The following is a 25214-nucleotide window of genomic DNA, read 5'->3' as shown; positions in this document are numbered from 1 at the left end:
AAGTCCCGCAGGGTATCGGCTGACCAGTCGTTTCAAACAGCCCTTGGAAGAAATTCCACGCCAAAGCGAGACCTTCCGGGAATTCCGTACTGGTTACGCGTCCGTAGCAATGCGGTGCGTCAGCGCGTCAGCTCCTGCAGGCCGATCACCGACAACAACCGGAGCTTGCCGGCCGCCTCGCTGTTCGGCGCCGCGGTGTAGACAACCATCCGCAGATCGCTGCCCGGGACGGCGAGTACGTCGCAGTCGATCGCGAACGTGCCGGCGTCCGGATGGTGGACGGTCTTCCGCTCGGACCGGTGGAACCCGACGACCGGCTGGTCCCAGATCTCCACGAACTCCGGCGCGGCCCGCAACTCCTCGATCAACGCCCGCAGGTCCGTGTCGTTCGGGTACCGGGCCAGCGACGCGCGCAGGTCCGTGACCATCGCGACCCGGAAGTCGCGGCGCTGCTCCGGCGTCTGCTCGAACCGGTCGCCCGCGGACAGGAAATGCCGGTAGACGATGTTGCGCTGCCGGCCGCGCAACGGCGACGGGTCGCCGGCGAGCGCGGCGAACATCGGGTTCCAGCTGATGATCGTCCAGGCCGCGTCGCACACGCACAGCGGCGCACCGTCCAGCTGGTCCACGATCCGCTGCACCCCGGGCGGGATGTACGTCGAGATCCGCCCGGGCGACGGCTCCACCTCGCCCGCCAGCACGAACAGGTGGTTGCGCTCGGCATCGGTCAGCCGGAGCGCCCGGGCCAGCGCGGTCAGCACCTGCGCCGACGGCGAGTCCGAGCGCCCCTGCTCCAGCCGCACGATGTAGTCGACCGAAAGCCCCGCAAGCAGCGCCAGCTCCTCACGCCGGAGCCCGGGCGCCCGTCGCTTCCCACCGGCCGGCAACCCGACGTCAGCCGGCGTCACCCGGTCCCGCCAGGCGTGCAGCGTTCTCCCGAGCTCACCCATGCACCTCAGTATTCCGCGCGACCTCCGCCACAGCCTGGTACTGCTGATCCCACGACGACAACCCTCGGCGACATCGTCAGAATTGCTGACCAATCGACGGGTCCGCCCGGTTCAGCGCGCGTAGGGGTCGGTAATCTCGCGGAGTTGACCAAGGATCTGCTGCAGCAACGCGAAGTTCCGGGTGCCGAGGTAGGCCTTCCACTCCGCGTAGATCTCGTCGAGTGTCGCCGCGGCCACCTCGACGGCCCGCCGGCCACGTTCTTCGATCACGATCAACCTGGCGCGGCCGTCCGTGGGGTCGGGAACTCGGCGGACGTACCCCAGCCGCTCCAGCTGATCGACCAGGACGCCGGCGCTCTGCTTGGTCATCTGTGCCTGGTCAGCCAGTTCCGTCAGACGCGAACCACCCGGAGCGACGCGTTGAAACACCCGGCATTGAACGAGGGTCCAGTCGTCGAACCCGGCCTCCTGGACGGCGCGGAAGATCCGCTCCTCGGTGTACCGGTACGAGATGAACAGCGACACGCCCAGGTCAACCTGCTGCTCGTCGTCCATACCGCTCTCGACTCCATCGCCACCGGATCCCACAAGATTCACACCCTACCGCCCGAACCACCGGGCTGTTGTTCGCAGTGCTACAGTCGATCAAGTAGTAAAGATTTCTGACTAATTCGCTACAGAGAACATGGGTGCGCCATGACATCGACATCAAGCCTGACGGGCAAGCGGGTCCTGGTCACCGGAGGCAGCAGCGGGATCGGCGCCGCGATCGTCAGGCGCCTCGCAGCTCAGGGAGCCGAGGTCGCGGTCAACTACCGGTCCGGCAAGGCCGCCGCCGACGCGCTCGTCGGAGAACTCAAGGACAACGGGTGTACGGCGGCGGCATTCCAGGCCGACCTCACCGAGGCGGCGCAGGCCCACGAGCTGGTCGACGCGGTGGTGGCCGGGTTCGGCGGCCTGGACCTGTTGGTCAGCAACGCCGGGGTAGAGCATTTCGGCGCCCTCGAAACCATCACCCAGGCCGACTTCGACCGTCTCTTTCAGACCAACGTCGCCGGACAACTGTTCGTCACCCAGGCGGCGGTCGCCGCGATGACCGACGGCGGCCGGATCGTGCTCAGCGCCTCGGTCAGTGTGCGCCTGTCGGTCTACCACCACGCCCTGTACGCAGCGAGCAAGGCCGCCATTCCGGCCATGGTGCGCAACCTGGCACCCGAGTTGGCCGAGCGGAACATCGCCATCAACGCGATCTCCCCCGGCGCCACCGCCACCCGTATGGCGATGAGCTACGGCGCCGACTACACCCACCCCGCACTCGCCGACGTGCCGTTCGAAGCGCTCGTCCGCTCGATGAGCGCACTCGGCCGGTTCGCCCAGCCGGACGACATCGCCGCCGTGGTCGCGTTCCTGCTCTCCCCGGAAGCCGCTCACATCACCGGCGCCACCATCGAGGCCGACGGCGGCTGGAGCTGATCAGCCGCCGGCGAGCCGCAGTTCATCCACTTCACAACCCCATCGAAGGAACAGCTCATGTCCACTGTCATTACCGGAGCATCAGGTCACCTCGGCCGGCTCGTCGCCGATGAACTCCTCGCTACCGGAACTCCCCCGGCCGAGATCGTGGCCACCGGCCGGGACCTCGGCAAACTCACCGACCTCGCGGCACGAGGCGTTACCGTACGGCGCGCGGACTTCGCCGACCCGGCCACGCTGGACGACGCTTTCGCGGGCGCCGACTCGGTTCTGCTGGTCTCGACGACGACGGTCGGAGAGCGATTCGACAACGCCCGGAAAGCCATCGACGCGGCGGTCCGAGCAGGTGTCTCCCAGATCGTGTACACCAGCCTCGTCAATGCCTCGACGGCACAGATGGCGCTCGCGGACGAACACCGCCGTACCGAGGACTACCTGCGTGACAGCGGATCGGCGTTCGTCATCCTGCGCAACGGGTGGTACCTGGAGAACTACACCGACCAGCTCCCGATGATCACCCAGTACCACGCGTTGCTGGGCAGCGCCCAAGACGGGCTGGTCAGCGCGGCCGCCCGGCGGGACCTCGCGGCCGCGGCCGCCACGGTACTGACGCAGCCCGGGCACCTCGGAGCGACCTACGAGCTCGGCGGGACGCCGTTCACGCTGACCGAACTCGCGGCCACGATCAGCGACGTCCTCGGCACGGAGGTCACGTACCGGGACATGTCGGTCGCCGACTACACCGGCACCCTGACCGCCGCGGGACTGCCCACGGAGATGGCCGCCGCGGTCGCGGACGCGGATGCCGGCCTGGCTCGCGGTGAGTTGTTCACGGCCAGCGACGACCTGGTCAAGCTCATCGGCCGGCCGGCAACCACAGCGCACGAAGCCGTCCGGAACGCAGTGATCAGCACTCGATGACGTTGACCGCGAGGCCGCCGCGGGAGGTTTCCTTGTACTTGACCTTCATGTCGCGGCCGGTCTCGCGCATCGTCTTGATGACCTTGTCGAGCGTGACCACGTGCACGCCGTCGCCGTGCATCGCCATCCGGGCCGCGTTGATCGCCTTCACCGACGCCATCGCGTTCCGCTCGATGCACGGGATCTGGACGAGGCCGCCGACCGGGTCGCAGGTCAGGCCGAGGTTGTGCTCCATCGCGATCTCGGCGGCGTTCTCGACCTGTTGCGGCGTACCGCCGAGCACCTCGCAGAGACCGGCGGCGGCCATCGAGCAGGCGGAACCGACCTCGCCCTGGCAGCCGACCTCGGCGCCGGAGATCGACGCGTTCTCCTTGTACAGCACGCCGATCGCGCCGGCCGTGAGCAGGAACCGGACCGCGCCGTCGTCGGTCGCGCCGGGCACGAACCGCCGGTAGTAGTGCAGGACCGCCGGAATGATGCCCGCGGCACCGTTCGTCGGCGCGGTGACGATCCGGCCGCCGGACGCGTTCTGCTCGTTGACCGCGAGCGCGAACAGGTTCACCCAGTCCATCACCTTGAGCGGGTCGACCGACCACGGGTCCTGGCTGAGCTTCTTGTGCAGCGCGTGTGCACGGCGCGGGACCTTCAGGCCGCCGGGCAGGATGCCTTCGGTCTCGCAGCCCTCGCGGACGCAGTCCTGCATCACCTGCCAGATCCGCAGCAGGCCGTCGCGGATCTCGTCGTCGGTCCGCCAGGCCAGCTCGTTCGCCAGCATCACCTCGCTGATCGACAGCTGCGACTCGCGGCACCGGTCGAGCAGTTCGGCGCCGGTGCTGAACGGGTACTTCAGCGGGGTGGTGTCCGGCACGATCCGGTCGCCCGCGGCGGCGTTCTCGTCGACCACGAAGCCGCCGCCGACCGAGTAGTACGTCCGTTCCCGCAGTACGTCGCCCTGGTCGTCGCGGGCGACGAAGATCATCCCGTTCGGGTGGTACGGGAGCGCCTTGCGACGGTGCATCACCAGGTCGCGGTGCTCGTCGAACGCGATCTCCCGGACGCCCGCGAGCAGCAGCCGGCCGCGCTCGCGGATCGTCTCGACCCGGGCGTCGACAGAGTGCGTCACGATCGTCTCGGGGTCCTCGCCCTCGAGCCCGAGGATGACCGCCTTGTTGCTGCCGTGCCCGTGGCCGGTGGCCCCGAGCGACCCGAACAGCTGGGACTCGACGGTGGCCGTCGCGGCCAGCAGGCCGTCGTCGGCGAGACCGAGTGCGAAGGTGCGGGCGGCACGCATCGGGCCCACGGTGTGGGAGCTCGACGGGCCGATCCCGATACTGAACAGGTCGAAGACACTGATCGCCATCGTGCGGAGGTTCCTTCCGGTCGCCGTTGACCGTTTGGTGTCCTCCCCGCTCTGTCAGACGGATGTCTTCCAGAGGTGCCTCGCCCGCGCGGTGAAGGTGCCTGAGAGATTCTTGGGGAGAGTTGCTCCTACGGCGCCCGGTTCGTGGCCGGGTCTCTCCCGCACGGGTTCATGCGGCTGTTGAATTGACTGACGCTGTGGACGGTACGGCGGTCTGCCGGGCGCCGTCAATCCGGCCGGTGCGGACCGCCCAGATCTCGAAGAACCAGGTGAACAACGGCGGAACGGACGCTGCCAGCGCAGCCAGCGTGACCGGCCACGACCAGCGCAGCGGACCACGCACGGCGAGCACGGTGACGACGTACGCGACGAAGATCCCACCGTGGATCGGCCCGAAGATCTTCACCCCGGCCTCGTTGTCGGACAGCACGTACTTGAACAGCATCCCGATCAGCAATCCGGTCCACGAGATCGCCTCGGCGATCGCCACCGTCCGGAACCACTGTGCGTGTCTGGTATTCATCACCGCCGACCCTAACAAGCCCCCCAAGACGTGTTCGGGGTGCCCGCGGGGTCGATCCCGGATGCCGTCAGCAAGCGATTGCCGAACGATCGTTCGCATGAAATTCATCCGACTGCAAACCCGAAGGCAAGGACGATCCCGCCGAGGTGAAGGGATCGCAATGCGCGACCTTGCAGGTACCCGTCGACTGGCGGAACCCGAGCGGACCGACCTTCGGCCTGGCATTGGCCCGAAGGAAGGCAGCGGTGCCGAGCGAGCGTGTCGGGGTGCTCGTGTTCGGGCCGGGCGGGCCCGGTGATTCCGGGGTCGACCGGATCAGGACCGGCATGTCGCGGTTCAGCTCCGAACTGCAGGACCGCTTCGACATCGTGAGCTTCGACCCGCGCGGCGTCGGCCGCAGCAATCCGGTGAAGTGCTCGGCCGAACTGCTCGCGAAGCAGCCGTCGCCGATCATCCGGAGCGCGGCCGACTTCACCGGGACGATCAGCTACAACCGCCGGCTCGCCACGGACTGCCGCGAACACACCGGTCCGGTGTACGACCATCTCGACACCTGGCAGACGGTGCACGACCTGGAGGCCGTACGCCGGGCACTCGGTGAGTCCACGATCTCGTTCCACGGCAGCTCGTACGGCACTGTGCTCGGTGGACAGTACGCCGAGACGTACCCGGGCAGGGTTCGCGCGATGGTGCTGGAAGGCATCAGCGACCACAGCGCCGCGCCGGCCAGCAAGTTCGTCGACCAGCAGGCGGAAGCGGCGCAGGACTCGTTCAGCGAATTCGTGAAGTGGTGCGACGCTACGGACACGTGTGCGCTGCACGGTCGCAACATCCACGCGCTGTGGGCCGGGCTGCTCGCCCGGGCCGACGGTGGCGAGGTACCGGACCCGCAGCACCCGACCGTCCCCATTACACCGTTCAACCTGAGCTTCCGCGTGTTCAAGCTGCTCTACGACCCGGAGTGGGACTGGAACCTCCCGGTGCGTTCCTACCGTGAGTACGCCGCTCAGCTCGCCCGGCTGGCCCGGAACACCAGCTCGCTAAGAACGGCGTACTCGTCACATACGAGGGCTGGGGTCATGGCAGCTACACCACGAGCCCCTGCATGCAGTCGGCGATCGACGACTACCTGGTCGGGCGCGACGTACCGAAGCGCGGCAGCGACTGCCCCGCCGTACCCCCGGCCGGCTGATCGGTCAGATCGGGACGCCGGTGATCTCGAGCACCCGGTCCAGCTGATCGCCGTGGACCAGTCGGTTCGCCAGCAGCCGGAGCTCGGAGCAGGCGGTCTCCAACGCCTGCGCCTGGGTCCGGCAGTTGTCGACGTACCAGAACGGGTCGTCCGGCTGCGGATCGTCCGCGTCGTCGATGTCGGCGTACCAGTGCCGGTCGCCGCAGTTCAGCACACGCACTCGTAGGTTCATGATTCCCCCCGTACGGGGCCGGCCCGGCCGGGCGCGTGGATCGCGGCCCCCCACTGCCACGCGCCGGGCCGAGTTCAGCCCTCCCCGCCTTGTACATCGGCAGGGAGCGACGAACGTTACTGTTCGTGATCGGTAATCTTGACTACTTCCGGAGGTGCGAGCGGGTCCACTGCTCCAGCCCGTCGGTGCTGATCGGCAGGTCCTCGGTGAGGATCTCCAGCCGGTCCTCGTGCACCACCACGTTGTCCTCGATCCGGATCCCGATCCCGCGCAGCTCCGGCGGCACGGTCTCGTCGTTCGGGTGGAAGTACAGGCCCGGCTCGACCGCGAGCGCCATCCCGGCCTCGATGGTGCCGGCGAAGTACGCCTCCGGGCGGGAGGCGTCGCAGTCGTGGACGTCGAGGCCGATGTAGTGGCCGGTGCCGCAGACGATGTACCGGCGGTGCTGCTGCCCGTCCGGGCCGAGCAGCTCGTCCATCGAAACGTCCAGCAGACCCCAGTCCCGCAGACCCTCGGCCAGCACCCGCAGCGCTTCGTGCTGGAAGGCGCGGTACGGCGCCCCGACCTTGACCGCGTCGAGCGACGCGAGCTGTGCCTTGTGGACCAGGTCGTGTACCTGCCGCTGCGCCGCGGTGTACTCGCCGGTCGCCGGGAACGTCCGGGTCACGTCGGCGGTGTAGAGCGTGCGGGTCTCGACGCCGGCGTCCAGCAGGATCACGTCGCCCTCGTTCACCGGGCCGTCGTTGCGGACCCAGTGCAGCACCGGCGCGTGGTTGCCAGCAGCAACGATCGAGGCGTACCCGACGCCGTTGCCCGCGGTCCGCGCGCGCCGGTCGAAGGTGCCCTGCAGCCAGCGCTCGCCGCCGCCGCGGATCGCCTCCGGCAGCTCGCTCGCGACGTCGCCGAACGCCAGCACGCTGGCCGCGACCGCCTCGCGGAGCTGGTCGAGCTCCCAGTCGTCCTTGATCCGGCGCAGCTCGGCGATGCTCTGCCGGAGCGCGTTGCCGTCGGTGGGCGACGTACGCACGAGGGCGTCCAGCATCGGCTCCACCCCGGGCACCGACAGCATGAACGGTACGGCGCCGCGCACCGCCGCGGGCAGTTCGTCGATCGGGCGGCAGGCGATCTGCAGCGCGTCCGACCAGTCCTTCAGACCCGGCACCGGGCCGATCCAGAGCTCACCGTCGCGGGCGTTCGCGAAGAAGTCGGCCTCGCCCGGCCCGGCGGTCTCGCGCAGGTACAGCGTCGCGTCGCCGTCGCCGGAGATGACCAGCACGGCACCCTCGGCCTGGCAGCCGGTCAGCCAGACGAAGTCACTGTCCGCGCGGAACTGGTAGTCGGTGTCGTTCGACCGGACCGGCGCCCGGCCCGCGCCGAGCGCGATCCGGCGGCCCGGCAACGCGGCGGCGAGCTTCCGGCGGTGCGCCGCGGCCGCCTCGGCGAGCCCCTCCGGCACCGCCACCGACCGGTCGACCGGCCCCCAGCCACGAGAGATGAACTCCCGGAATCCCTTGGCGTCGATCGGGCGGTAGGACTTCGGCGTCTGGTCGTCGTCGGTCATGCCTGTGCTCCCCTTTGCTACTGACGGTGTGAGCTCATCAATTCAGGTTGCCGCGGGGGTTTGCAAGCCCTTATCCCGGAAGGCGGCCAGGATGCCTTCCTCGGAGTCGAGCAGGTACTGGTGCAGGTCCGCGGCGGCCTCGTCGTACTTGCGGGCCTCGAGCAGTTCGAGCAGGCCGCGGTTCCGCTCGATGTACGGCTCGTGCAGCTCGCGCGGCGCCGCGATCACGTGGAACAGCAGTCGCAGTTCGGCCAGCAGCCGGCCGGTCATCGCGTCCATCCGCGCGCTGTCGGCCAGGCCGATCAGGTGCTGGTGGAAGCGCATGTTCGCCGTACCCACGGCGGGCCAGCGGTCCGCGCGGGCGGCCGCCTCGGCCACCTCGACGTCGTCGTGCATCGGCTCCAGCCGGCTCGCGGGCAGCTCCGGGTCGCGCCCGGACAGGCCGCGGACGACGTCGACCTCGAGCACCCGGCGCAGCCGGTACAGGTCGGTCACGTCGTTCTCGTCGAGCTCCGGGACGAAGACTCCGCGGTGCAGCTTGTAGACCAGCAGGCCCTCGTGGGTGAGCAGCCGGAACGCCTCGCGGAGCGTGTTCCGGCTGACCTCCAGGACCTCGGTCAGCTCGACCTCGGACAGCTGCGCGCCGGGCGGCAGCGCGCCCTCGGTGATGCTGCGGCGCAGGATGTCGGCAGCACGCTCCGCCGAGCTGCTCCGGTCCAGCCGCGCGACGTCGGCCGCGACGGTCCGCAGCCAGGCCTGGCGGCCGGTCTCAGTCATCTCTGCATCATCCCAGGTGGGCGGGAAAAGTGGAACAAGCCTCTTGCAGGATTGTTCAACAATCTCTACGCTCGGGCGCATGGATCTCAACGCGGACCTGGGCGAGGGCTTCGGTTCCTGGTCGATGGGTGACGACTCGGCGCTGCTCGAGGTCGTCACCAGCGCGAACGTGGCCTGCGGGTTCCACGCCGGCGACCCGTCGATCATGCGCCGGGTGACCGCCGAGGCGGTCGAGCGCGGCGTCGCGATCGGCGCACACGTCGGGTACGCCGACAAGGCCGGGTTCGGGCGGCGGTTCATCGACGTGGAGCCGGCGGTCCTGCGCGACGAGGTCGTGTACCAGCTCGGCGCCCTGGACGCGTTCGCGCGGATCGCGGGCGACCGGGTCCGGTACGTGAAGCCGCACGGGGCGCTGTACAACACGATCGGCCACCACACAGAGCAGGCGGGTGCGGTGGTCGCGGCGGTTGCGTCGTACGACAAGACGCTTCCGGTGCTGGGGCTGCCGGGGTCGGAGTGGCTGCGACTCGCCGCCGAGGCCGGGCTGAGCGTCGTACACGAGGCTTTTGCGGACCGTGCGTACACGGCTGCCGGCACGTTGGTGTCGCGGCGGTTGCCTGGGTCGGTCCTGCACGACGCGGACGAGATCGCGGCGCGGTGTACGGCGATGGCTCGCGGTCAGGCGATCCGTGATGCCGACGGTGGCTCGCTGGTCGTGGACGCGGCGTCGATCTGCGTGCACGGCGACACCCCTGGTGCGGTGGAGATCGCCCGGCGGGTGCGGAGCGCGCTGGAGGGAGCGGGCGTCGACGTACGCCCGTTCACCGGGTGATGCGGATCCTTCCGTCGGGTGACCGGGCGCTGCTGCTGGAGCTCGACGACCTCGACCAGGTGCTCGGGTACTACGCGGCGCTCGCCGCGGACCCGCCGCCGGAGGTCGTCGACATCGTCCCGGCGGCGCGAACGATCCTCGTCACCACCCGGGGCGACCTCGCCGGCCTGTCCCGCAGCCTGCGGGAACTGGCGCCCGCCCGGGACAGTCGGGCCACGGGCGACCTGGTCGAGATTCCGGTCGTTTACGACGGGGAGGACCTCGGCAACGTCGCCTCGCTCCTGGGCTGTACTTCGTCCGAGGTGATCGCTCGGCACACCGGCGTTTTGTGGACCGTTGCCTTCTCCGGCTTCGCGCCCGGCTTCGGGTATCTGACCTCCGACGCCGACTGGAACATCCCGCGGCGCACCTCGCCGCGGACGAAGGTGCCGGCCGGTGCTGTCGGGCTGGCCGGCGAGTTCAGCGGCGTGTATCCGCGGGAGTCCCCCGGCGGCTGGCAGTTGATCGGCCGTACGTCGGTGCGGACCTTCGACGCCGCACGCGAGCCCGCCGCTCTGCTCCACCCCGGCGGCAGGGTCCGGTTCGTCGACGCGGGTCGTGGATGAGCAGCCTGACCGTTCTGACAACGGGGCCGTTGGCAACAATCCAGGACCGCGGCCGGGCCGGCCAGGCCGCCCTCGGGGTCCCGGCGTCGGGCGCCTGCGACCGGGCGTCGTACGCGCTGGCGAACCGGCTGGTCGGAAACGTCGAGGGCGCAGCCGCGCTGGAGGTGACGTACGGCGGTCTCTCCGTGCACGCGGACGGCGACCTCGTCGTCGCGATCACCGGCGCCCCGTGCACCGGCGTACCGCTGAACGCTCCGACCTTGCTGACGTCCGGGCAGGTATTGCGGTTCGGGCCGCCCGCCAGCGGCCTGCGCACCTATCTGGCCGTCCGCGGCGGCATCGACGTCCCTCCGGTCCTGGGCTCCCGCTCCACCGACCTCTTGTCCGGTCTGGGCCCTTCGCCTTTGATGCCCGGGCAAACACTGCAGGTCGGCTCCCCGGTGCATCCGATGCCCGGAGTAGATCAAGCGCCCGTACGGCACCCCGCCGCCGGTCAAGTAGTCCTGCGAGTAACCCCGGGCCCGCGCCGGGACTGGTTCACCGATGCCGGGTGGGATTCCCTTCGCACACAGGTCTACAGCGTGAGCACCAACAGCAACCGCGTCGGCGTACGCCTCGACGGCACTCCGCTGGAGCGTGCCCGCAGCGGCGAACTGGCCAGCGAGGGCATGACCCATGGCGCCATCCAGATCCCCCCGTCCGGCACCCCGGTCATCTTCCTCGCCGACCACCCGGTGACCGGCGGCTACCCGGTCATCGCGTACGTCGCCGCCGCGGACCTGGACGCCTGCGCCCAACTCCGCCCCGGCCAACCGGTACGCCTGGTCAGCTGAGCTTCATCGCGTCGGCGAACGTCTGCTGGGCGTGCCGCATCAACTCGGCCTCGGCCGGGTCCGCGAACAGGGCCGGAAGGTTGCTCGGATCAACGTCCTCGACGTGCGTCTGCAGCCACCAGATGTTGCCGGTCGGATCCTTCACCCGGCCGCCGCGGTCACCGGTGATCCCGGAGTACATGAGCTCGGTCACGACCGTCGCGCCGGCCTCGACCGCCCGCCGGTACGTCCGCTCGACGTCGTCGACGTACACGCTCAGGAACGCGGGCGTATCCGGCCACTCGGGCGCCGCGTCGAACGTCATCAGGACCGACTCGCCGACGGTGATCTCCGCATGCCCGACGGTCCCGTCCTCGTTCGGGAACCGCCCCGACGCCCGCACCTCGAACGTCTGCTCCACGAAGTCCAGGAACTTGTCGGCGCCCTTCACGACGACGTACGGAGTGATGGTCGACTTACCGCCGGGGATCTGGTGTGTTGTCATGCCTCAACCCTGGCGGAGGTAGCGGACAGGAGGTGTCCTGTTCTGAATCGGCGCAGGTACTCCGACGGCGTGACGCCGAGGTGCCGCGCGAACGCGCGACGGAGGGTCTCGTCGCTGCCCAGGCCGCTGAGGCGTGCGGCCGCGGTGATGCTGTGGCCGTCGAGCAGGAGTTGCTGTGCGCGATCCAGCCGTACGCGCTCGACCCAGCGGACCGGGGTGATGCCGAACTCGCGCTGGAACAGCCGGGTCAGGTGGCGCGGGCTGACGGCGGCCGCGGCCGCGAGGTTCGGCAGGGTGTGCTCGGCGGCCGGGTCGGTGATGACGATGTCGGTGATCGCCCGTAGCTGATCGGTCCGCGGCGGCGGGGTCGCCATCGCGGTCGAGAACTGCGACTGGCCGCCCGGGCGCTGCATGAACACCACCAACTCACGGGCCACCGCGCGGGCCAGGTCGGGACCGTGGTCCGCCTCGACCAGCGCGAGGGTGAGGTCGATGCCGGCGCTGATCCCGGCCGAGGTCACGTACCGCCCGTCGGTGAGGTGCAGGGCATCCGGCTCGATTCGCACCCGCGGGTAGCGGCGCGCCAACGCCGCCGCATGCCGCCAGTGCGTGGTCGCCCGCCGCCCGTCCAGCAACCCGAGCTCGGCCAGCACGAACGCGCCACTGCAGACGGACGCGACCCGCTCGGCGTCCTGCGCCAGCGTCGCGGTCACCTCCAGCACGTCCTTCGGTACGCCGTCCACCAGGTGATCCGCCCCAGCCACGATCACGGTATCCACCGCCGTGACATCCGCGGGCGTGATCGCCCCGGCCAACGAGACGCCCGACGCCGTCCGTACTTCTCCAGCTCGCGCAGACACCAACGCCACGTCGTACCTGCCTGCCTGGTGCAGGACCTCGAGCGGTCCGGTGACGTCGAGCAGCGTCACCCCGTCGTACACGACGAACGCGACCCGGCGTGTCCGAATCTGTGGTTCATCTGGCGAAATGGACATGGCAGCAGCCTACCCATGCCCGCGAACCTGGAACTCCCATCACTTCTTGAAAGGCAGGACGCACCGATGACCGAGGAGATCGCCGGCATCCGGATCCCCGACAGCACACTCGCCCGCGAAGCCACCGAACTCGTCCGCGCGGCCGCCACCCCGCTGCTGTTCGACCACTCCCGCCGCGTCTTCCTGTTCGGCTCTCTCCGCGGCCGCGACCTCACCTACGACCCGGAGTTGCTGTACGTCGGCGCGATGTTCCACGACCTCGGCCTCACCGAGCGCTACCGCCGTACTGACCAGCGCTTCGAACTCGACGGCGCCGACGAGGCCCGCCGTTTCCTCAACACCCACGGCATCTCCGGCGACCCCGCCGACCGCGTGTGGACGGCGATCGCGTTGCACACCACCCCGGAGATCCCACTCCGGATGTCCGCCGAGATCGCCCTGGTCACTCGCGGTGTCGAACTCGACGTCCTCGGCATCGGGTACGACGCGATCACCGACGCCGAGCGCGCCGCCGTCACCGCGGCGCATCCCCGGCCGGACTTCAAGCCGCGCATCCTGGCGGCGTTCACGACCGGCATCCAGGACCGCCCGGACACCACCTTCGGCAACGTGAAGGCCGACGTACTCGAGCATTTCGTCCCCGGCTTCCGTCGTACGGACTTCGTCGACGTCATCAAGAACTCGGCCTGGCCGGAGTAGCCGTCGCACAACCCGTTCCGGCTCGAGCCGGAACGGCGTTCCTTGTTCGGGAGGCGGGGACGGGACAGGATGTCCGGTATGACTTCTGGAACCCCGGGTATCGACAGCACCGTCCCGCCGAGCGGCACCGGCTGTGTCGAGTGCCTGGACGCCGGCGGCTGGTGGTTCCACCTGCGCCGCTGCGCCCAGTGCGGCCACATCGGCTGCTGCGACTCGTCCCCCGCCCAGCACGCCTCCGCCCACGCCGCCGAGTCCGGGCACCCGATCGTCCGCAGCTTCGAACCCGGCGAGGACTGGTTCTGGCACTACGGCGAGTCCCAGTACTACGACGGCCCCACCCTGGCCCCGCCGGCCTCCCGCCCCGAAACCCAGCCCGTCCCCGGCGGCAACGTCCCCACCGACTGGCAGTCCCACCTCCACCGCTGACCGCTGACCGCTGACCCGCCGACCCGCCGACCCGCCGACCCGCCGACCGCAGGGTCTACCAACGGCCGTGGTGGATGAACGTCTCGTACTCACGCCGCTCCGCCGTGACGTTCGCGCGCTGGGGCGGCAGGTCCTCCGCACGATGCCCGATCGCAATGGCTCCGATCGGATCGCACCCGTCCGGAATCCCGAACTCGTCCCGGAACCGCTGCACGTGCGCGGCAACCTCGGAGTCCGGGTACGCGGCCTTCGCATCGGGCATCAACCAGAACAGGAACCCGTCCAGCCCCGCGTCGACCGCGGCGAGCAGCATCAGAATCGCCGCCATCCCGGTGTCGATCTGCCAGTACGGCGCCGGCCACCGCGGCTCCGCCCGCCGCTCCAGGTAGCTCGCCCGGTCCGCCAGCGGCGCGTTCATCACCCGCGGCTTGTACCGCGTCTGGTTCGGAGCGAACGGCCAGAACCGCCGGAGGTCGTCCGCCTCGGTCAGCACCAGGAACGCGAACCCCTGGACGTACCCCGCCGACGGCCCGCGCTGCCCGCTGGCCAGGATCCGCTCGACCAGCTCCGGGGCGATCGAACGGTCCTCGAACTCCCGAACCATCCGGCGACGACGCAGTACCTCGGCGAACTCCATGCGCCGGACTATATGATCCGGCGCCTTTCCAGCTAGAGGACGAAGCCGGTGGGGAACGGGTCGTCGGGGTCCAACAGGTAGTTGGCGGTGCCGGTGATCCAGGCTCGGCCGGTGACGGTGGGGATAACGGCGGGATGCGGGCCGACGGTGGTTTCCTCGATCAGGCGGCCGGTGAAGCGGGTGCCGATGAACGACTCGTTGACGAAGTCGGTGCCGAGGCCGAGCTCGCCGCGGGCGTGCAGCTGGGCCATCCGGGCGGACGTACCCGTGCCGCACGGGGAGCGGTCGAACCAGCCGGGGTGGATCGCCATCGCGTTGCGGGAGTCGGCGCCGTCCTCGCCCGGTGCGGTGAACTGCACGTGCTTGCACCCGTTGATGCCGGGATCGAGCGGATGCACCGGGCGGTCGGTGGCGTTGATCGCGTCCATGATGTCCAGGCCCGCCTGCAGGATGCGGTCCTTCTCGGCGCGGTCGAACGGGATCCCGAGCTGCTCCAGCGGCAGGATCGCGTAGTAGTTCCCGCCGTACGCCAGGTCGTACGTGACCGTGCCCAGCCCCGGTACGTCGACCGTGGCGTCCAGCGCGTGCGAGTACGACGCGACGTTCCGCAGCGTCACGTGCTCCGCCCGGCCGTTGCTCACGGCAACGTCAACGACGACGAGGCCGGCGGGCGTGTCCAGCCGGACCTGCGTGACCGGCTCGGTGACGGTGACCATGCCGGACTCGACCAGCACGGTCGCGACCCCGATCGTCCCGTGGCCGCACATCGGCAGGCAGCCGGAGACCTCGATGTACAGCACGCCCCAGTCCGCGTCGGACCGGGTCGGCGGCTGCAGGATCGCGCCACTCATCGCGGCATGCCCGCGCGGCTCGTTCACCAGGAACAACCGCAGGTCGTCCAGGTGCTTCTCGAAGTACTCGCGGCGCTCCGCCATCGTCGCGCCCGGGACCACGCCGACCCCGCCGGTGACGACCCGGGTCGGCATGCCCTCGGTGTGCGAGTCGATCGCGCTGATCGTCCGAACGGACCTCATGCCGACCTCATCTCAGCGACTCCACTGCCTTCTTCATGTCCTGCTCCAGCTGCGCGACGTGCTCGGGGACGAGCGGCCCGCGCGGCGGCCGGCACGGTCCACCGAACCGGCCGACGTAGTCCATGCCGTACTTGATCGCCTGCACGAACTCGGTCCGCGAGTCCCACCGGAACGCGGCGACCAGCGGCTCGTACAGCGCCCGGGCCTCCTCCAGCTTGCCTTCGAGGGCGAGGTTGTACAACCGGACCGATTCCTTCGGGAACACGTTCGGGAAGCCGGCGAACCAGCCGGTCGCGCCCATCAGCAGCGCCTCGAGCGTGAGGTCGTCGGCGCCCGCGATCACGGCCAGGTCCGGGGCCAGTTCACGGATCTCGAGGATCCGCCGGACGTCGCCGGAGAACTCCTTCACCGCGACGACGTTCTCGATCTGCGCGATCTCGGCGAGCAGGTCCGGCGTCAGGTCGACCTTGGTGTCCAGCGGGTTGTTGTAGACCATCACCGGCAGCCCCGCCTTCGCGACCTCGGTGAAGTGCGCGATCACCTCGCCGCGGTTCGCGCGGTACATCGTCGGCGGCAGGCACAGCACGCCGTGCGCACCGTCCTCGGCGGCCTTCTCCGCCCAGGCCCGGGCCTGGTGCGAGCCGACGCCGTGCACACCGACGACCACGATGCCGTCGTCGCCGACGGCCTCGATCGCGGTCTTCGCGACGGCGCGACGCTCGTCGTCGGTGAGCGACGAGTACTCACCGAGGGACCCGTTCGGCCCGACGCCGCGGCAGCCGTTGTCCACCAGCCAGCGGCAGTGCTCGGCGTACTTGTCCAGGTCCGGGCGCAGCCCGGCCGGCGCCGACGCGTCCTCGGCGTACGGGAGGGCGGTCGCGACGATCACGCCGTCCAGCTTCTCGGTCATTGTTCCTCCATCGTTTCTGCTGATTCCGCGACCTCGGCGGCGGCCAGGTCCCGCAGCCGCACAGGCACGGCGATCGGGCGTTTCATGCTCGGATTCGGTACGTCGCCCGGGCCGGCCAGCAGTGCGGCGACGGTGCGCGCGCACACCCGTCCCTGGCACATGCCGAGCCCGGCTCGACTAGTCAGCTTCATCGCGCGGCCGTCCTGCAGGCCGCGATCGTCCGCGGCGGCCTCGAGCTCGCCGCGGGTCACCTCCTCGCACCGGCAGACGAGCGTTTCCGCCGTACTCCAGGACTTCCAGCCGTCGCGGACCGGGTACGCCTTGGCGAGCGCGGCCGCGAACCTTCGCCCCTTGGCGACGGCCGGGTCCGCCGTGGTCCGCACCGGCGGTTGGGCGACGGACAGCGCATGGCGGGCGGCCGCGGCGCCGGCAACGGCGCCTTCCGCGGTGGAGAGGGCGGCACCGCCGATGCCGGTGAGCTCGCCCGCGGCGAAGTACCCGGGGGTGGTTGTCTGCTGGTTGGCGTCCACGGTCACGGCCGGTCCGCCGTCGGGGCCGGTGCCGAGGTTGCAGCGGGCGGAGACCGCCAGCTCCAGGTTGGCGGTGAAGCCGAATCCGAGACAGATCGCGTCCACGGCGACCCGGCGTTCGGTCCCTGGCACCGGGTGCCAGCTCTCGTCCAGGCGGGCGATCGTGGCGGCCTCGACGTGGTCGGAGCCGTGGGCGGCGAGGACGGTCCAGCCGTGCCGGAGCGGGAGCCGGTGCCGGGCGAGCAGGGCGCCGTACCCGGCCGTCTCCCGCAGCTTGCTCGGGGCAACTAGCACGTCAGTGGACCAGCCGGTGCTGACGGTCTTCAGTGTGTTGGCTTCGAGAAGTGCGACGACCTGCGCGCCGACGCCGATCAGCGACTCGGCCACCGGCAGCAGGAACGGGCCGGTGCCTGCGACGAGCACCCGGTGACCGACGGCGATGCGCTGGCCTTTGGCGAATGCTTGTGCGGCTCCGGCGGTGTAGACGCCGGGGAGATCCCAACCAGGGAAGGGAAGGACGCGGTCGTACGCGCCGGTCGCGAGCACGACGGCCTGGGCGTCGATGGCGAACGGTTGCCGGCCGGGGGCATCCGCCGGGCCGGTCTGTGCCCAGAGCCGAAGTTCTTCGAGGGCCCAGATCGAGGTCTCCGGCAGGTACGCTATCCGCGGGTGGTCCAGCAGTCGGTCCCGCTGGGCCGCGAACGTCTTCCATTCGTGCTGCAACCGATCCGGCCGCCGCGCGGCGAACTCCTCGGGCAGCTGCCGGTTGTACTGCCCGCCGACTGCCCGCCCGTTGTCGACCACCAACACCTCCGCCCCACCCTCCGCAGCCGCCAACGCAGCGGCAACCCCGGCAGGTCCGGCCCCCACCACCACAACCTCGACGCCTCGCGCCCCAACCCCCACCGAACCACGCCAAGCGGACGCCTGACCCGTCTGGTCGGATGCTGCTGGGGAGGTGGACCCGACGGCGGCCGCAGTGGTGCCGTTCGCGGTGGGGAGAAGGGTGGCGGGTTCGGTCGTGATGGTGTCGCCGGGGGTGATGGTGCGTTGGCAGGCTCGGGTGTCGGAGGTGTTGTTGAGGGTGACGAGGCAGTCCTGGCAGGCGCCGATGCCACAGAAGACACCGCGCGGACGGTTGCGGACGCGAGTGATCCGCCAGGTGTCGTGGCCGTTCGCCAGCAGTACGGCGGCGACGGTCTGACCCGCCTGCGCCGTGATCGCGCGACCGTCGACGGTCACCTCGAACGTCGGCGGCGTACCGACCTCGGCCGGGTCGCCGACGCGCGGACGCTGATACGCAGTCATGCCGCGATCACCGCCGGTCGATCCACCCGGAACGGCGCCGGGTCGAGCTGTGGAGCGAGCCCAAGGAACTGCTCCGTGATCAGCCGGCCGGTCACCGGCGCCAGCCCGATGCCCGCACCTTCGTGACCGGTCGCATGCCACAGCCCGTGCACCCGCGGATCCTCGCCGATCACCGGCAGATGATCCGGCGCGTACGGACGGAATCCGCCGTACGCGCGCATCACCGGAACGTCGCCCAGGAACGGGAACAGCCCCACGGCCTTCCGCGCCAGCTCCCGCAGCACCCGCACCCGGATCGTGTCGTCGAACCCGATCCGCTCCCGGCTGGATCCGATCAGCACCGTCCCGGCCCGCGTCGACTCGACCACCGTCGACGTCTGCAGCTCCGCGTCCCCGCTGCCCACCGCCCCGACATAGTCAGCGTCGTACACCTTGTGCCGCACGCACTCCGGCAGCGGCGCCGTGACGAGGATCATCCCGCGCCGCGGCAGCACCTCGATCCGCGCGCCGGCCGCCTCGCTGAACGCGCCCGACCACGGACCGCAGGCGTTCAGCACCGCGCCGCAGGCGATGTCGCCGTCCGACGTGTCGACGCCGACAACCCGGCCGCGGGACTGCCGGATGCCGAGCGCGGTGACCCCCGATCGCACCTCGCCGCCGCGCTCGCGAACTGCCGCCAGCAACGCCGTCGCCGCCAGCACCGGTTGCACCTGCGCGTCGTCCGGATAGTGCACCCCGATCGTCACCCGCGGGGTGAGCAGCGGCTCGAGCTCGAAGACCTCCGCGGGCGTGATCACCCGCGCGTCGACCCCGGCCTCGTGTTGCTTCGCGGCGAACGCGGTCAGCGGCTCCGGGTCGCCCGTCGCCACCACGACGCCGCCCTTGGCCTCCCACTCGATGTCCGCCACCTGCGCGGGCAGCCGGCCGCGCACGACATCCCACTCCGCCCGCGACGCGACCGCAAGCTCGAGCTCCGGTCCCGGCTCCTTGTCCGAGACCAGCACGTTGCCCTCGCCGGCCGCCGTCGTACCCGCCGCCGGGCCGTCACGGTCGATCACCAGCACGCGCACGCCGGCCGCCGACAGCGCCTCCGCGCACGCGGCTCCGACCATGCCCGCGCCGACCACCACCACGTCGGGTGTCGCGGACCGGTGCATGGCGGCCTCCTCGGCTGGACGTTCGCTAAAATGAACGATACCGAGATTACGCGCGGTTCCGACGACCGGTCAATGCACCCAACCGGACCTCTCCCGGACCTTTTCCGGAACTATCCCGGCAGATGCGGCCCGCCGGCCGCCGTCGGGTACACGTCCGGCGGGTACTCGAGCAGCAGCACCGACCGCACCGGACCGTCCACGGCCTCGTACGAATGCTCCCCGGCCGCCCGGAACGCGAGGTAGTCCCCCGGCCCGAGTTCCGCGTTCTGCCCATGGGTGTTGATGCGCAGGCACCCCGACAGTACGACGTGGTGCTCGGTCCCCGGGTGCCCGTCGGAGTGCTGTACGGCGTCCGGCCGGACCTCCTGGTGGTAGATCTCGAACAGCCCGCCCGGATGCTCGAGCCGCCGCAGCATCCGCAGGTCGATGGCGTCACCGGACAGTACGTCGACGTCCGCGGACCGCACCAGGACCACGCCGGAGGCGGGTGACTCGGCCAGCAGCGCCGACACCGGAATCCCGAGAGCGTTCGACAAACTGAACACTGTTTCGATCGTGGGGTTGCCCGCACCGGACTCGAGCTGGGACAGCGTGCCCTTCGCGATCCCGGACCGCCGGGCCAGCTCGGACAGCGAGATACCCTGCTCGTCCCGCCGCGCCCGAAGGTTCGTCCCGAGCAGCTTCCCCGCACCCATCGCAGTCACAGCCCGAACCATGCCACATCACGGAATGACGCGCCGCCGACGGAGGTCGGTGAAGATGCGGTAGAACATCTGCTCGGTGTCGACGTACTCGTGGAAGCCGGCGCGGCGTGACTTCGAGGCGTCGGCGAAGAAGTCGTAGTCCCAGCCGAACACGAAGTCGGCGAACGGCCACGAGGACACCTCGGCGAACGACGTCGCGGCCAGGTCGTGCGTCGCCTGCAACTGTTTCCAGGCCGGCTCCTTGTCGGCCATCACGTCCTGCAACGACATCTGCAGCGGCGGCGCGACCTCCAGCCCGAACCACGCGCCGAGCTTCGGCCACAGCTCGCTCCACCGGAACAGGTCGCCGTTCGTGATGTTGAACGCCTGATTCGCCGCCGCCGGCGCGGTCGCCGCCCATACCGTTGCCTTGGCCAACAATCCGGCATCGGTCAGCTCCAGCAGCGAGTGATACGCCCCCGGCTTGCCCGGGAACCGCAACGGTACGCCGAGTTCCTTCGAGAGCGAGGCGTAGACCGCGATCGCGACCGCGAGGTTCATCGGGTTCCCGAGAGCCGAACCGCCAACCACAGAAGGCCGCAGCGCCGACCACGTCCACGCCTTTCCTTCCGCTCGCGCCGTCAGGAACTGCTGCTGGTCGACGTTGAACTCCGGCGGCAGATGCGGCGGATCGTCCTCGCGCGCCGGTGTCTTGAACGGCCCGAGATGCGCGCCGTACACCTTGTACCCCTGCATCAGACTGACGTGCCGGAGCCCGCGCGCGACCGGTTCGATCGCGTCCACGACGTTGACCAGCATCGCCAGGTTCGGCGGCACCAACTCGGCCCACGTCGGCCGGTCCTGGTAGGCGACGTAGAACACATGCGTCACGTCGGACAGCCCCGACAGCTTCTCCCGGGTGTCGTCCGGATCGAGCAGATCCACCGCAACGTGCCGCACCCGCCCGGGTACGTCGGTGTCGCCGCGCCGCGACAGCCCGATCACCCGCCAGTCCGGCAGCGACGCCAGCTGCTCGACCAGATTCGTCCCGATCACACCTCGGGCTCCCACCACCAACGCAACGTTCTCCATACCGGACAGCCTCGCTGACCTGCGAAGATAAAACCAAGGCATAGTTTTCACCGGAGCCATAAACTCAGCTCATGACAACGCTGCGGCAGCTCGAGTACTTCGTCACCGTGATCGGCGAAGGCTCGTTCACGAGGGCCGCCGAGCTCCTGCACGTGACGCAGCCGGCGCTCTCCCACCAGATCCGCGCGCTCGAACGCTCCGCGGGCGGCCCGCTCCTCGAACGCCTGCCGCGCAGCGTGCGACTCACCCCGACCGGCCGCGCGATGCTCCCGCACGCCCGCGCCGCGCTCGCCGACGCGGAGCGAGCCCGCTGCGCCGCCCGGCAGGCCGCGGGCCTCGAGGTCGGCGAGCTGCAGATCGCGACGCTCTACTCGATCACGCTCGGCGTGCTGCCCGCCGCGCTCCGGCGCTGGCGCCAGACCCGTCCGAACGTCGGCATCCGCCTCTTCGAACACCGCCATACCGACGAACTCGTCGACGCGATGCACGCCGGCCAGGCCGACCTCGCCGTCGGCCCCGAGCCCGCCAACTGGCCGGGCGTCACGCACGTACTCGGCACCGAGGAACTGGTCGTGGTGGTCGCCACCGACGACCCGGCAGCGACCGGGACCACGGTCAAGCTGCAGGACCTCGCGGACCGTTCCTGGGTGCACTACGCACCGGGCCACGGACTCGCGGACGTCCTCGACAACGCCTGTGCGCAAGCCGGTTTCGAGCCGCGCATCGCCGTACGCACGGAGCAGACAGCGGCAGCGCCCGCACTCGCAGCGGCCGGGCTAGGCCCCGCACTGGTGCCCGACAACATCCTCCCGAAGGACTTCGACGGCCACGTCCTCCGCACGGAGCCACCCGTCTGTCGGACGCTCACGGCGTACACCCGCAGCACGCCTGACCCACTGGCCGCGGCCTTCATCGAGGTGCTGGCGGGTCAGCGCTTGTCGTGACCCCAGTTCGCGACGATCGCGGCGGCCGGGGGCAGTACGGCGGCGACTGCGCTCATCGCGACGGCTGCCGGGATCGAGAACAGCCGCACGACGAACCAGGCGAGGATGATCAACGTGGCGCAGCTGCCCATCAACAGGAGGTACAGCTTGCGGTTGTCGTACTTGCGGGCCATGTCACACCGTCAGCGGAAGCTTCCCCAGCGCACGCACCAGTGGAGACAGCTCAGGTAGCTCGGCAGCGGTCGACAGCGCAGACGTCAGTACGGCGTCATGTGTCGGCTGGGCCTGGTCCAGCAGGTCACGGCCGGCCTCGGTGACCTCTGTGTAGATCCCGCGCCGGTCCGTCGGGCACAGGTACCGCTGCAGCAGCTTGCGGTCCTCCAGGCGGTTCACCAGGCGGGTAGTAGCGGACTGGCTGAGCACTACTGCGTTCGAGAGCTGGTTCATGCGCAGGTGGTAGTCGTCCTGCCGCGCCAGCACGTCCAGCACGCTGTACTCACTCACGGACAGCCCGTGCTCCTTCTGCAGCGCACGCTCCAGCTCGTCCTCTGTCCGGGCATGCAGCGCCGCCAGAGTGCGCCACCCCTGCGCCCGCGCCTCCGCGGCGTCATCCGGTAGTCCCACGACACCTCCACTTGAACATCAAGCTTGCATGCGCAATCATAGCGCTTGTGCAATAGCCCGCGTGTGCAACTATCGCGCACGCCGGTAACAGTCATAAGACTACATTCGGAAGAGAGAAGAACCCATGCCCGCGGCCCTCCTCGCGCTCGCTATCGGCGCTTTCGGGATCGGCACCACCGAGTTCGTCATCATGGGGCTGCTCCCCGAGGTCGCCACCGACTTCGGCGTCAGCATCCCGTCCGCCGGACTGCTCATCTCCGGCTACGCGCTGGGTGTCGTGGTCGGCGCCCCGCTGCTCACCGCGATCGGCTCCAAGGTCTCCCGCAAGACCGTGCTGATCGCGCTGATGGGCGTGTTCATCGCGGGCAACCTGCTCTCCGCGGTCGCTCCGTCGTACGGCGTGCTGATGACGGGGCGGATCGTGGCGGCCCTGTCCCACGGAGCGTTCTTCGGTGTCGGATCGGTGGTGGCCGCGTCGCTGGTACCGAAGGCGAAGCAGGCGAGCGCGATCGCGCTGATGTTCACCGGGCTGACGATCGCCAACGTGCTCGGCGTACCGGGTGGGACCGCACTCGGACAGCACTTCGGGTGGCGGTCGACGTTCTGGGCGGTCACTGCGCTCGGGGTGATCGGGCTGCTGGGCATTGTGTTCCTGGTACCACGGCAGGGTTCTGCGGAAGGTCCTGGTCTGCGTAGCGAGCTGGCAGTGTTCAAGAGCCTGCAGGTGTGGCTCGCGCTTGCTATGACTGCGCTGGGCTTCGCGGGTGTGTTCGCGTCGTTCACCTACATCGCACCGATGATGACCGGGGTCGCGGGCTTCTCTGCCGGCGCGGTGACCTGGCTACTGGTGCTGTTCGGCGGAGGGCTCGTGGTGGGCAACCTGCTGGGCGGCAAGGCAGCCGACCGGTCGCTCATGCCGAGCCTGTACCTGATCCTTACCCTGCTGGCCGCGGTACTGGTCGTGTTTGTCTTCACGGCACACGCCAAGATCCCCTCTGCCATCACGATCGCGCTCTTCGGCGCAGCCGGCTTCGCCACGGTCGCCCCGCTGCAGAAGCGCGTCATGGACAAGGCCCCGGGCGCTCCCGCGCTGGCGTCCGCCGCCAACATCGCCGCGTTCAACCTGGGCAACGCTGTAGGCGCGTACCTCGGCGGCCTGACCATCGAGCGCGGCCTCGGCTACACCGCACCCAACTGGGTCGGCGCTGCGCTCGCTGTCGCCGGCCTTGTTGTCGCACTCATCTCAGGCCTCCTAGACCGCACCAGCCACACCCCCGCACTAGCTCTTGAAGCAAGCCACTAGTGGTAGACCTTCGCCACCGTGTGGAACGACTTCTTCGGTAGCCAGTAGTACGGGGACGTTGGGTTCTGGTCTTCAAGGCGGAGGACCTTGCAGAGGGTGAAGGCGGCTATGTCCTCGTCGTGGGGGCGGTCGTGGGGGCGGTGCGGGGCGTCGGGTGAGATGAAGGTGTACGGCGACGCCCCCAGGAAGCCCTGCTCCGTGAAGACCTGCAGCATGTCGGCCAGGTGGTCCGCCTGCTCCTGCTCGTTGCGCACGTACTGCGGTGGGATGACCGGGACGTCGCCGCTGTAGTCGACGATGTCCCACCCCATCCCGCCGAGCTTCGCCGCGCCGGTGAACGTGCAGCAACCGAACTCGAGGATCAGGATCGGCTTGTTCCATCGCCGGAACGGAGCCAGCTCCTTCGCGTGGCCGGCGTGGTCCGCGTGGTACGAGTAGTAGTCCAGCCCGACGACGTCGAAGATCGACCAGTCCACCTGCTCGAGGTCCGACGCCGCGCCGTACGTCACCCGGCCATGGAAGTTGCTGCGGGCAACCTTCACCATGCGGGCGGTGAACGCGCGGAACGTCCGTTGCAGCTCGGCCATGTCGAAGCCGCCCTTGGCCAGGTACTCGACCCGCTCGGCGAAGCTCGCGCCCGGCACGATCCCCGGCGTGAACAGCATGAACTCGCAGCCGACGACCAGGATCACCTCCCGGTCGTACCGGCGGCGCAACCGCTCCGCCTCGACCGCGACCTGCCGCAGCTTCTCCAGCTCCGCCGCCTGCGGTTCGTCGAACGACCGCGGCTGGATCGACACCGTCAGCCCCTCCTCGAGCGCGGCGGTCGCGGTGTCGATCAGCCGGCCTACGTCGCTGCCGTAGATGCTGACCCAGCTCGCGTGCAGCCGGTGCCGGACGGCGCGGATCTCGCCGCGCATCAGGCTGCGCCGCCAACGTGCGCGGCTGTCGTCAGGCCCGCCGCCGGTGTCGTACGCGACGCCCTTGAGCGTGAGCCGGTTCGGCGCCGCCGCCGCTGGTGTCGCCGCCCCTGCCGTTGCTGCGGCTGCTCCGAGGGCGAGGAACTGGGCGCGGTTGATCGTCATGTCGTCGAGTCTTCGCCGGTACGGCGGGCAGGTCGTCGTACCGA

The 25214-nt window shown here is 69.8% G+C and carries 27 protein-coding genes, 2 pseudogenes and 1 riboswitch; of the genes and pseudogenes, 11 read left to right on the top strand and 18 right to left on the bottom strand.

Annotated elements, in window-relative coordinates; translation table 11 throughout:
• Positions 1-119: 119 nt before the first annotated feature.
• Together ACFV9C_RS18125 and ACFV9C_RS18120 are read right to left on the bottom strand one after the other, a co-directional pair.
• The gene (locus ACFV9C_RS18125) at positions 120-950 is read right to left on the bottom strand and encodes a helix-turn-helix transcriptional regulator (protein WP_380194947.1); all 831 of its coding nucleotides are present in this window, start codon (positions 948-950) and stop codon (positions 120-122) included.
• Between the two features lie 111 nt (positions 951-1061).
• Complete coding sequence (locus ACFV9C_RS18120; RefSeq protein ID WP_380194946.1) at positions 1062-1505, bottom strand: MarR family winged helix-turn-helix transcriptional regulator; 444 nt, start codon at positions 1503-1505, stop codon at positions 1062-1064.
• Positions 1506-1646: 141 nt separating this feature from the next.
• Here ACFV9C_RS18120 and ACFV9C_RS18115 point away from each other — a divergent pair, with 141 nt between their 5' ends.
• Positions 1647-2423 carry an SDR family NAD(P)-dependent oxidoreductase gene (locus ACFV9C_RS18115; protein ID WP_380194945.1) on the top strand — a complete coding sequence of 259 codons (777 nt, stop codon included), beginning with the start codon at positions 1647-1649 and terminating at the stop codon, positions 2421-2423.
• 57 nt (positions 2424-2480) lie between these two features.
• Positions 2481-3344, top strand: coding sequence for an SDR family oxidoreductase (locus ACFV9C_RS18110; protein ID WP_380194944.1), 864 nt, complete (start codon positions 2481-2483; stop codon positions 3342-3344).
• On the opposite strand, the gene ACFV9C_RS18105 is transcribed toward ACFV9C_RS18110, so the two are convergent.
• Together ACFV9C_RS18105 and ACFV9C_RS18100 are read right to left on the bottom strand one after the other, a co-directional pair.
• Positions 3331-4704 carry an L-serine ammonia-lyase gene (locus tag ACFV9C_RS18105; RefSeq protein WP_380194942.1) on the bottom strand — a complete coding sequence of 458 codons (1374 nt, stop codon included), beginning with the start codon at positions 4702-4704 and terminating at the stop codon, positions 3331-3333. The genes ACFV9C_RS18110 and ACFV9C_RS18105 overlap by 14 nt on opposite strands.
• A gap of 79 nt (positions 4705-4783) precedes the next feature.
• Positions 4784-4876, bottom strand: a riboswitch (glycine riboswitch).
• Positions 4874-5227 (bottom strand): DUF3817 domain-containing protein, encoded by a 354-nt coding sequence (locus tag ACFV9C_RS18100; RefSeq protein WP_380194941.1) that lies wholly within the window; start codon positions 5225-5227, stop codon positions 4874-4876. Its footprint overlaps the riboswitch before it by 3 nt.
• Positions 5228-5553: 326 nt before the next feature.
• Here ACFV9C_RS18100 and ACFV9C_RS18095 point away from each other — a divergent pair.
• Both ACFV9C_RS18095 and ACFV9C_RS18090 read left to right on the top strand, forming a co-directional pair.
• A pseudogene (locus tag ACFV9C_RS18095) lies at positions 5554-6138 on the top strand (alpha/beta fold hydrolase); the annotation flags it as partial.
• A 182-nt stretch (positions 6139-6320) separates the two neighbouring features.
• Positions 6321-6419 (top strand): annotated as a pseudogene (locus ACFV9C_RS18090) (hypothetical protein); the annotation flags it as partial.
• 374 nt (positions 6420-6793) lie between these two features.
• Here the strand turns inward: ACFV9C_RS18090 and ACFV9C_RS18085 are convergent.
• On the bottom strand, positions 6794-8212 hold the full coding sequence (locus ACFV9C_RS18085; protein WP_380194939.1) for an aminopeptidase P family protein: 1419 nt from the start codon (positions 8210-8212) through the stop codon (positions 6794-6796).
• 42 nt (positions 8213-8254) lie between these two features.
• Positions 8255-8989, bottom strand: coding sequence for a GntR family transcriptional regulator (locus ACFV9C_RS18080; protein ID WP_380194937.1), 735 nt, complete (start codon positions 8987-8989; stop codon positions 8255-8257).
• Between the two features lie 79 nt (positions 8990-9068).
• Here ACFV9C_RS18080 and ACFV9C_RS18075 point away from each other — a divergent pair, with 79 nt between their 5' ends.
• Genes ACFV9C_RS18075 through ACFV9C_RS18065 form a run of 3 tightly spaced genes read left to right on the top strand, consistent with a single transcriptional unit; the run spans position 9069 to position 11259 of the window.
• On the top strand, positions 9069-9821 hold the full coding sequence (locus tag ACFV9C_RS18075) for a LamB/YcsF family protein (RefSeq protein ID WP_380194935.1): 753 nt from the start codon (positions 9069-9071) through the stop codon (positions 9819-9821).
• Positions 9821-10426: an allophanate hydrolase subunit 1 gene (locus tag ACFV9C_RS18070; RefSeq protein WP_380195505.1), complete on the top strand. Its 606-nt coding sequence runs from the start codon at positions 9821-9823 to the stop codon at positions 10424-10426. The genes ACFV9C_RS18075 and ACFV9C_RS18070 overlap by 1 nt, the downstream gene beginning before the upstream one ends.
• Positions 10423-11259 (top strand): biotin-dependent carboxyltransferase family protein, encoded by an 837-nt coding sequence (locus ACFV9C_RS18065; RefSeq protein ID WP_380194934.1) that lies wholly within the window; start codon positions 10423-10425, stop codon positions 11257-11259. Before ACFV9C_RS18070 ends, ACFV9C_RS18065 begins: the two co-directional genes overlap by 4 nt.
• Here the strand turns inward: ACFV9C_RS18065 and ACFV9C_RS18060 are convergent.
• Positions 11252-11743 carry a VOC family protein gene (locus tag ACFV9C_RS18060; protein WP_380194932.1) on the bottom strand — a complete coding sequence of 164 codons (492 nt, stop codon included), beginning with the start codon at positions 11741-11743 and terminating at the stop codon, positions 11252-11254. The genes ACFV9C_RS18065 and ACFV9C_RS18060 overlap by 8 nt on opposite strands.
• Positions 11740-12738: a GlxA family transcriptional regulator gene (locus ACFV9C_RS18055; RefSeq protein WP_380194930.1), complete on the bottom strand. Its 999-nt coding sequence runs from the start codon at positions 12736-12738 to the stop codon at positions 11740-11742. Before ACFV9C_RS18055 ends, ACFV9C_RS18060 begins: the two co-directional genes overlap by 4 nt.
• Positions 12739-12804: 66 nt before the next feature.
• Between ACFV9C_RS18055 and ACFV9C_RS18050 the strand changes: the two genes are divergently transcribed.
• Entirely contained in the window at positions 12805-13437 is a 633-nt protein-coding gene (locus ACFV9C_RS18050; protein ID WP_380194929.1) for an HD domain-containing protein, read from the top strand.
• Between the two features lie 78 nt (positions 13438-13515).
• On the top strand, positions 13516-13863 hold the full coding sequence (locus tag ACFV9C_RS18045; RefSeq protein ID WP_380194927.1) for a UBP-type zinc finger domain-containing protein: 348 nt from the start codon (positions 13516-13518) through the stop codon (positions 13861-13863).
• Positions 13864-13918: 55 nt separating this feature from the next.
• On the opposite strand, the gene ACFV9C_RS18040 is transcribed toward ACFV9C_RS18045, so the two are convergent.
• From ACFV9C_RS18040 to ACFV9C_RS18010, 7 genes are all read right to left on the bottom strand, one after another.
• The gene (locus ACFV9C_RS18040) at positions 13919-14500 is read right to left on the bottom strand and encodes a nitroreductase family protein (protein WP_380194925.1); all 582 of its coding nucleotides are present in this window, start codon (positions 14498-14500) and stop codon (positions 13919-13921) included.
• Between the two features lie 32 nt (positions 14501-14532).
• Positions 14533-15534 (bottom strand): proline racemase family protein, encoded by a 1002-nt coding sequence (locus tag ACFV9C_RS18035; protein WP_380194923.1) that lies wholly within the window; start codon positions 15532-15534, stop codon positions 14533-14535.
• Positions 15535-15541: 7 nt separating this feature from the next.
• Complete coding sequence (locus ACFV9C_RS18030) at positions 15542-16444, bottom strand: dihydrodipicolinate synthase family protein (RefSeq protein ID WP_380194922.1); 903 nt, start codon at positions 16442-16444, stop codon at positions 15542-15544.
• Positions 16441-18282, bottom strand: coding sequence for an FAD-dependent oxidoreductase (locus tag ACFV9C_RS18025; protein WP_380194920.1), 1842 nt, complete (start codon positions 18280-18282; stop codon positions 16441-16443). Before ACFV9C_RS18025 ends, ACFV9C_RS18030 begins: the two co-directional genes overlap by 4 nt.
• Positions 18279-19439, bottom strand: coding sequence for an NAD(P)/FAD-dependent oxidoreductase (locus ACFV9C_RS18020; RefSeq protein WP_380194918.1), 1161 nt, complete (start codon positions 19437-19439; stop codon positions 18279-18281). The genes ACFV9C_RS18025 and ACFV9C_RS18020 overlap by 4 nt, the downstream gene beginning before the upstream one ends.
• A gap of 110 nt (positions 19440-19549) precedes the next feature.
• Positions 19550-20134 (bottom strand): helix-turn-helix domain-containing protein, encoded by a 585-nt coding sequence (locus ACFV9C_RS18015; RefSeq protein ID WP_380195504.1) that lies wholly within the window; start codon positions 20132-20134, stop codon positions 19550-19552.
• Positions 20135-20161: 27 nt separating this feature from the next.
• Positions 20162-21214 (bottom strand): SDR family oxidoreductase, encoded by a 1053-nt coding sequence (locus tag ACFV9C_RS18010; RefSeq protein WP_380194916.1) that lies wholly within the window; start codon positions 21212-21214, stop codon positions 20162-20164.
• A 71-nt stretch (positions 21215-21285) separates the two neighbouring features.
• On the opposite strand from ACFV9C_RS18010, the gene ACFV9C_RS18005 reads away from it, so the two are divergent.
• Positions 21286-22158 (top strand): LysR family transcriptional regulator, encoded by an 873-nt coding sequence (locus ACFV9C_RS18005; RefSeq protein WP_380194914.1) that lies wholly within the window; start codon positions 21286-21288, stop codon positions 22156-22158.
• On the opposite strand, the gene ACFV9C_RS18000 is transcribed toward ACFV9C_RS18005, so the two are convergent.
• Together ACFV9C_RS18000 and ACFV9C_RS17995 are read right to left on the bottom strand one after the other, a co-directional pair.
• Positions 22143-22331 carry a DUF3099 domain-containing protein gene (locus ACFV9C_RS18000; protein ID WP_380194913.1) on the bottom strand — a complete coding sequence of 63 codons (189 nt, stop codon included), beginning with the start codon at positions 22329-22331 and terminating at the stop codon, positions 22143-22145. The two genes, ACFV9C_RS18005 and ACFV9C_RS18000, sit on opposite strands and share 16 nt — an antisense overlap.
• 1 nt (position 22332) lies before the next feature.
• Entirely contained in the window at positions 22333-22782 is a 450-nt protein-coding gene (locus ACFV9C_RS17995; RefSeq protein WP_380194912.1) for a MarR family winged helix-turn-helix transcriptional regulator, read from the bottom strand.
• Between the two features lie 124 nt (positions 22783-22906).
• Between ACFV9C_RS17995 and ACFV9C_RS17990 the strand changes: the two genes are divergently transcribed.
• On the top strand, positions 22907-24085 hold the full coding sequence (locus ACFV9C_RS17990; protein WP_380194910.1) for an MFS transporter: 1179 nt from the start codon (positions 22907-22909) through the stop codon (positions 24083-24085).
• Here the strand turns inward: ACFV9C_RS17990 and ACFV9C_RS17985 are convergent.
• Positions 24082-25170 (bottom strand): hypothetical protein, encoded by a 1089-nt coding sequence (locus tag ACFV9C_RS17985; RefSeq protein ID WP_380194908.1) that lies wholly within the window; start codon positions 25168-25170, stop codon positions 24082-24084. The two genes, ACFV9C_RS17990 and ACFV9C_RS17985, sit on opposite strands and share 4 nt — an antisense overlap.
• Between the last annotated feature and the right edge of the window lie 44 nt (positions 25171-25214).

This window comes from Kribbella sp. NPDC059898, from assembly GCF_042730855.1.
In the GTDB taxonomy this organism is placed as follows: Bacteria; Actinomycetota; Actinomycetes; order Propionibacteriales; family Kribbellaceae; genus Kribbella.
This window is presented reverse-complemented; position numbering and strand designations above follow the sequence as displayed.

Coding starts and splice junctions, on each gene's coding strand:
- ACFV9C_RS18125 (WP_380194947.1), bottom strand. CDS start 950: ATGGGTGAGCTCGGGAGAACGCTGCACGCCTGGCGGGACCGGGTGACG.
- ACFV9C_RS18120 (WP_380194946.1), bottom strand. CDS start 1,505: ATGGACGACGAGCAGCAGGTTGACCTGGGCGTGTCGCTGTTCATCTCG.
- ACFV9C_RS18115 (WP_380194945.1), top strand. CDS start 1,647: ATGACATCGACATCAAGCCTGACGGGCAAGCGGGTCCTGGTCACCGGA.
- ACFV9C_RS18110 (WP_380194944.1), top strand. CDS start 2,481: ATGTCCACTGTCATTACCGGAGCATCAGGTCACCTCGGCCGGCTCGTC.
- ACFV9C_RS18105 (WP_380194942.1), bottom strand. CDS start 4,704: ATGGCGATCAGTGTCTTCGACCTGTTCAGTATCGGGATCGGCCCGTCG.
- ACFV9C_RS18100 (WP_380194941.1), bottom strand. CDS start 5,227: ATGAATACCAGACACGCACAGTGGTTCCGGACGGTGGCGATCGCCGAG.
- ACFV9C_RS18085 (WP_380194939.1), bottom strand. CDS start 8,212: ATGACCGACGACGACCAGACGCCGAAGTCCTACCGCCCGATCGACGCC.
- ACFV9C_RS18080 (WP_380194937.1), bottom strand. CDS start 8,989: ATGACTGAGACCGGCCGCCAGGCCTGGCTGCGGACCGTCGCGGCCGAC.
- ACFV9C_RS18075 (WP_380194935.1), top strand. CDS start 9,069: ATGGATCTCAACGCGGACCTGGGCGAGGGCTTCGGTTCCTGGTCGATG.
- ACFV9C_RS18070 (WP_380195505.1), top strand. CDS start 9,821: ATGCGGATCCTTCCGTCGGGTGACCGGGCGCTGCTGCTGGAGCTCGAC.
- ACFV9C_RS18065 (WP_380194934.1), top strand. CDS start 10,423: ATGAGCAGCCTGACCGTTCTGACAACGGGGCCGTTGGCAACAATCCAG.
- ACFV9C_RS18060 (WP_380194932.1), bottom strand. CDS start 11,743: ATGACAACACACCAGATCCCCGGCGGTAAGTCGACCATCACTCCGTAC.
- ACFV9C_RS18055 (WP_380194930.1), bottom strand. CDS start 12,738: ATGTCCATTTCGCCAGATGAACCACAGATTCGGACACGCCGGGTCGCG.
- ACFV9C_RS18050 (WP_380194929.1), top strand. CDS start 12,805: ATGACCGAGGAGATCGCCGGCATCCGGATCCCCGACAGCACACTCGCC.
- ACFV9C_RS18045 (WP_380194927.1), top strand. CDS start 13,516: ATGACTTCTGGAACCCCGGGTATCGACAGCACCGTCCCGCCGAGCGGC.
- ACFV9C_RS18040 (WP_380194925.1), bottom strand. CDS start 14,500: ATGGAGTTCGCCGAGGTACTGCGTCGTCGCCGGATGGTTCGGGAGTTC.
- ACFV9C_RS18035 (WP_380194923.1), bottom strand. CDS start 15,534: ATGAGGTCCGTTCGGACGATCAGCGCGATCGACTCGCACACCGAGGGC.
- ACFV9C_RS18030 (WP_380194922.1), bottom strand. CDS start 16,444: ATGACCGAGAAGCTGGACGGCGTGATCGTCGCGACCGCCCTCCCGTAC.
- ACFV9C_RS18025 (WP_380194920.1), bottom strand. CDS start 18,282: ATGACTGCGTATCAGCGTCCGCGCGTCGGCGACCCGGCCGAGGTCGGT.
- ACFV9C_RS18020 (WP_380194918.1), bottom strand. CDS start 19,439: ATGCACCGGTCCGCGACACCCGACGTGGTGGTGGTCGGCGCGGGCATG.
- ACFV9C_RS18015 (WP_380195504.1), bottom strand. CDS start 20,134: ATGGGTGCGGGGAAGCTGCTCGGGACGAACCTTCGGGCGCGGCGGGAC.
- ACFV9C_RS18010 (WP_380194916.1), bottom strand. CDS start 21,214: ATGGAGAACGTTGCGTTGGTGGTGGGAGCCCGAGGTGTGATCGGGACG.
- ACFV9C_RS18005 (WP_380194914.1), top strand. CDS start 21,286: ATGACAACGCTGCGGCAGCTCGAGTACTTCGTCACCGTGATCGGCGAA.
- ACFV9C_RS18000 (WP_380194913.1), bottom strand. CDS start 22,331: ATGGCCCGCAAGTACGACAACCGCAAGCTGTACCTCCTGTTGATGGGC.
- ACFV9C_RS17990 (WP_380194910.1), top strand. CDS start 22,907: ATGCCCGCGGCCCTCCTCGCGCTCGCTATCGGCGCTTTCGGGATCGGC.
- ACFV9C_RS17985 (WP_380194908.1), bottom strand. CDS start 25,170: ATGACGATCAACCGCGCCCAGTTCCTCGCCCTCGGAGCAGCCGCAGCA.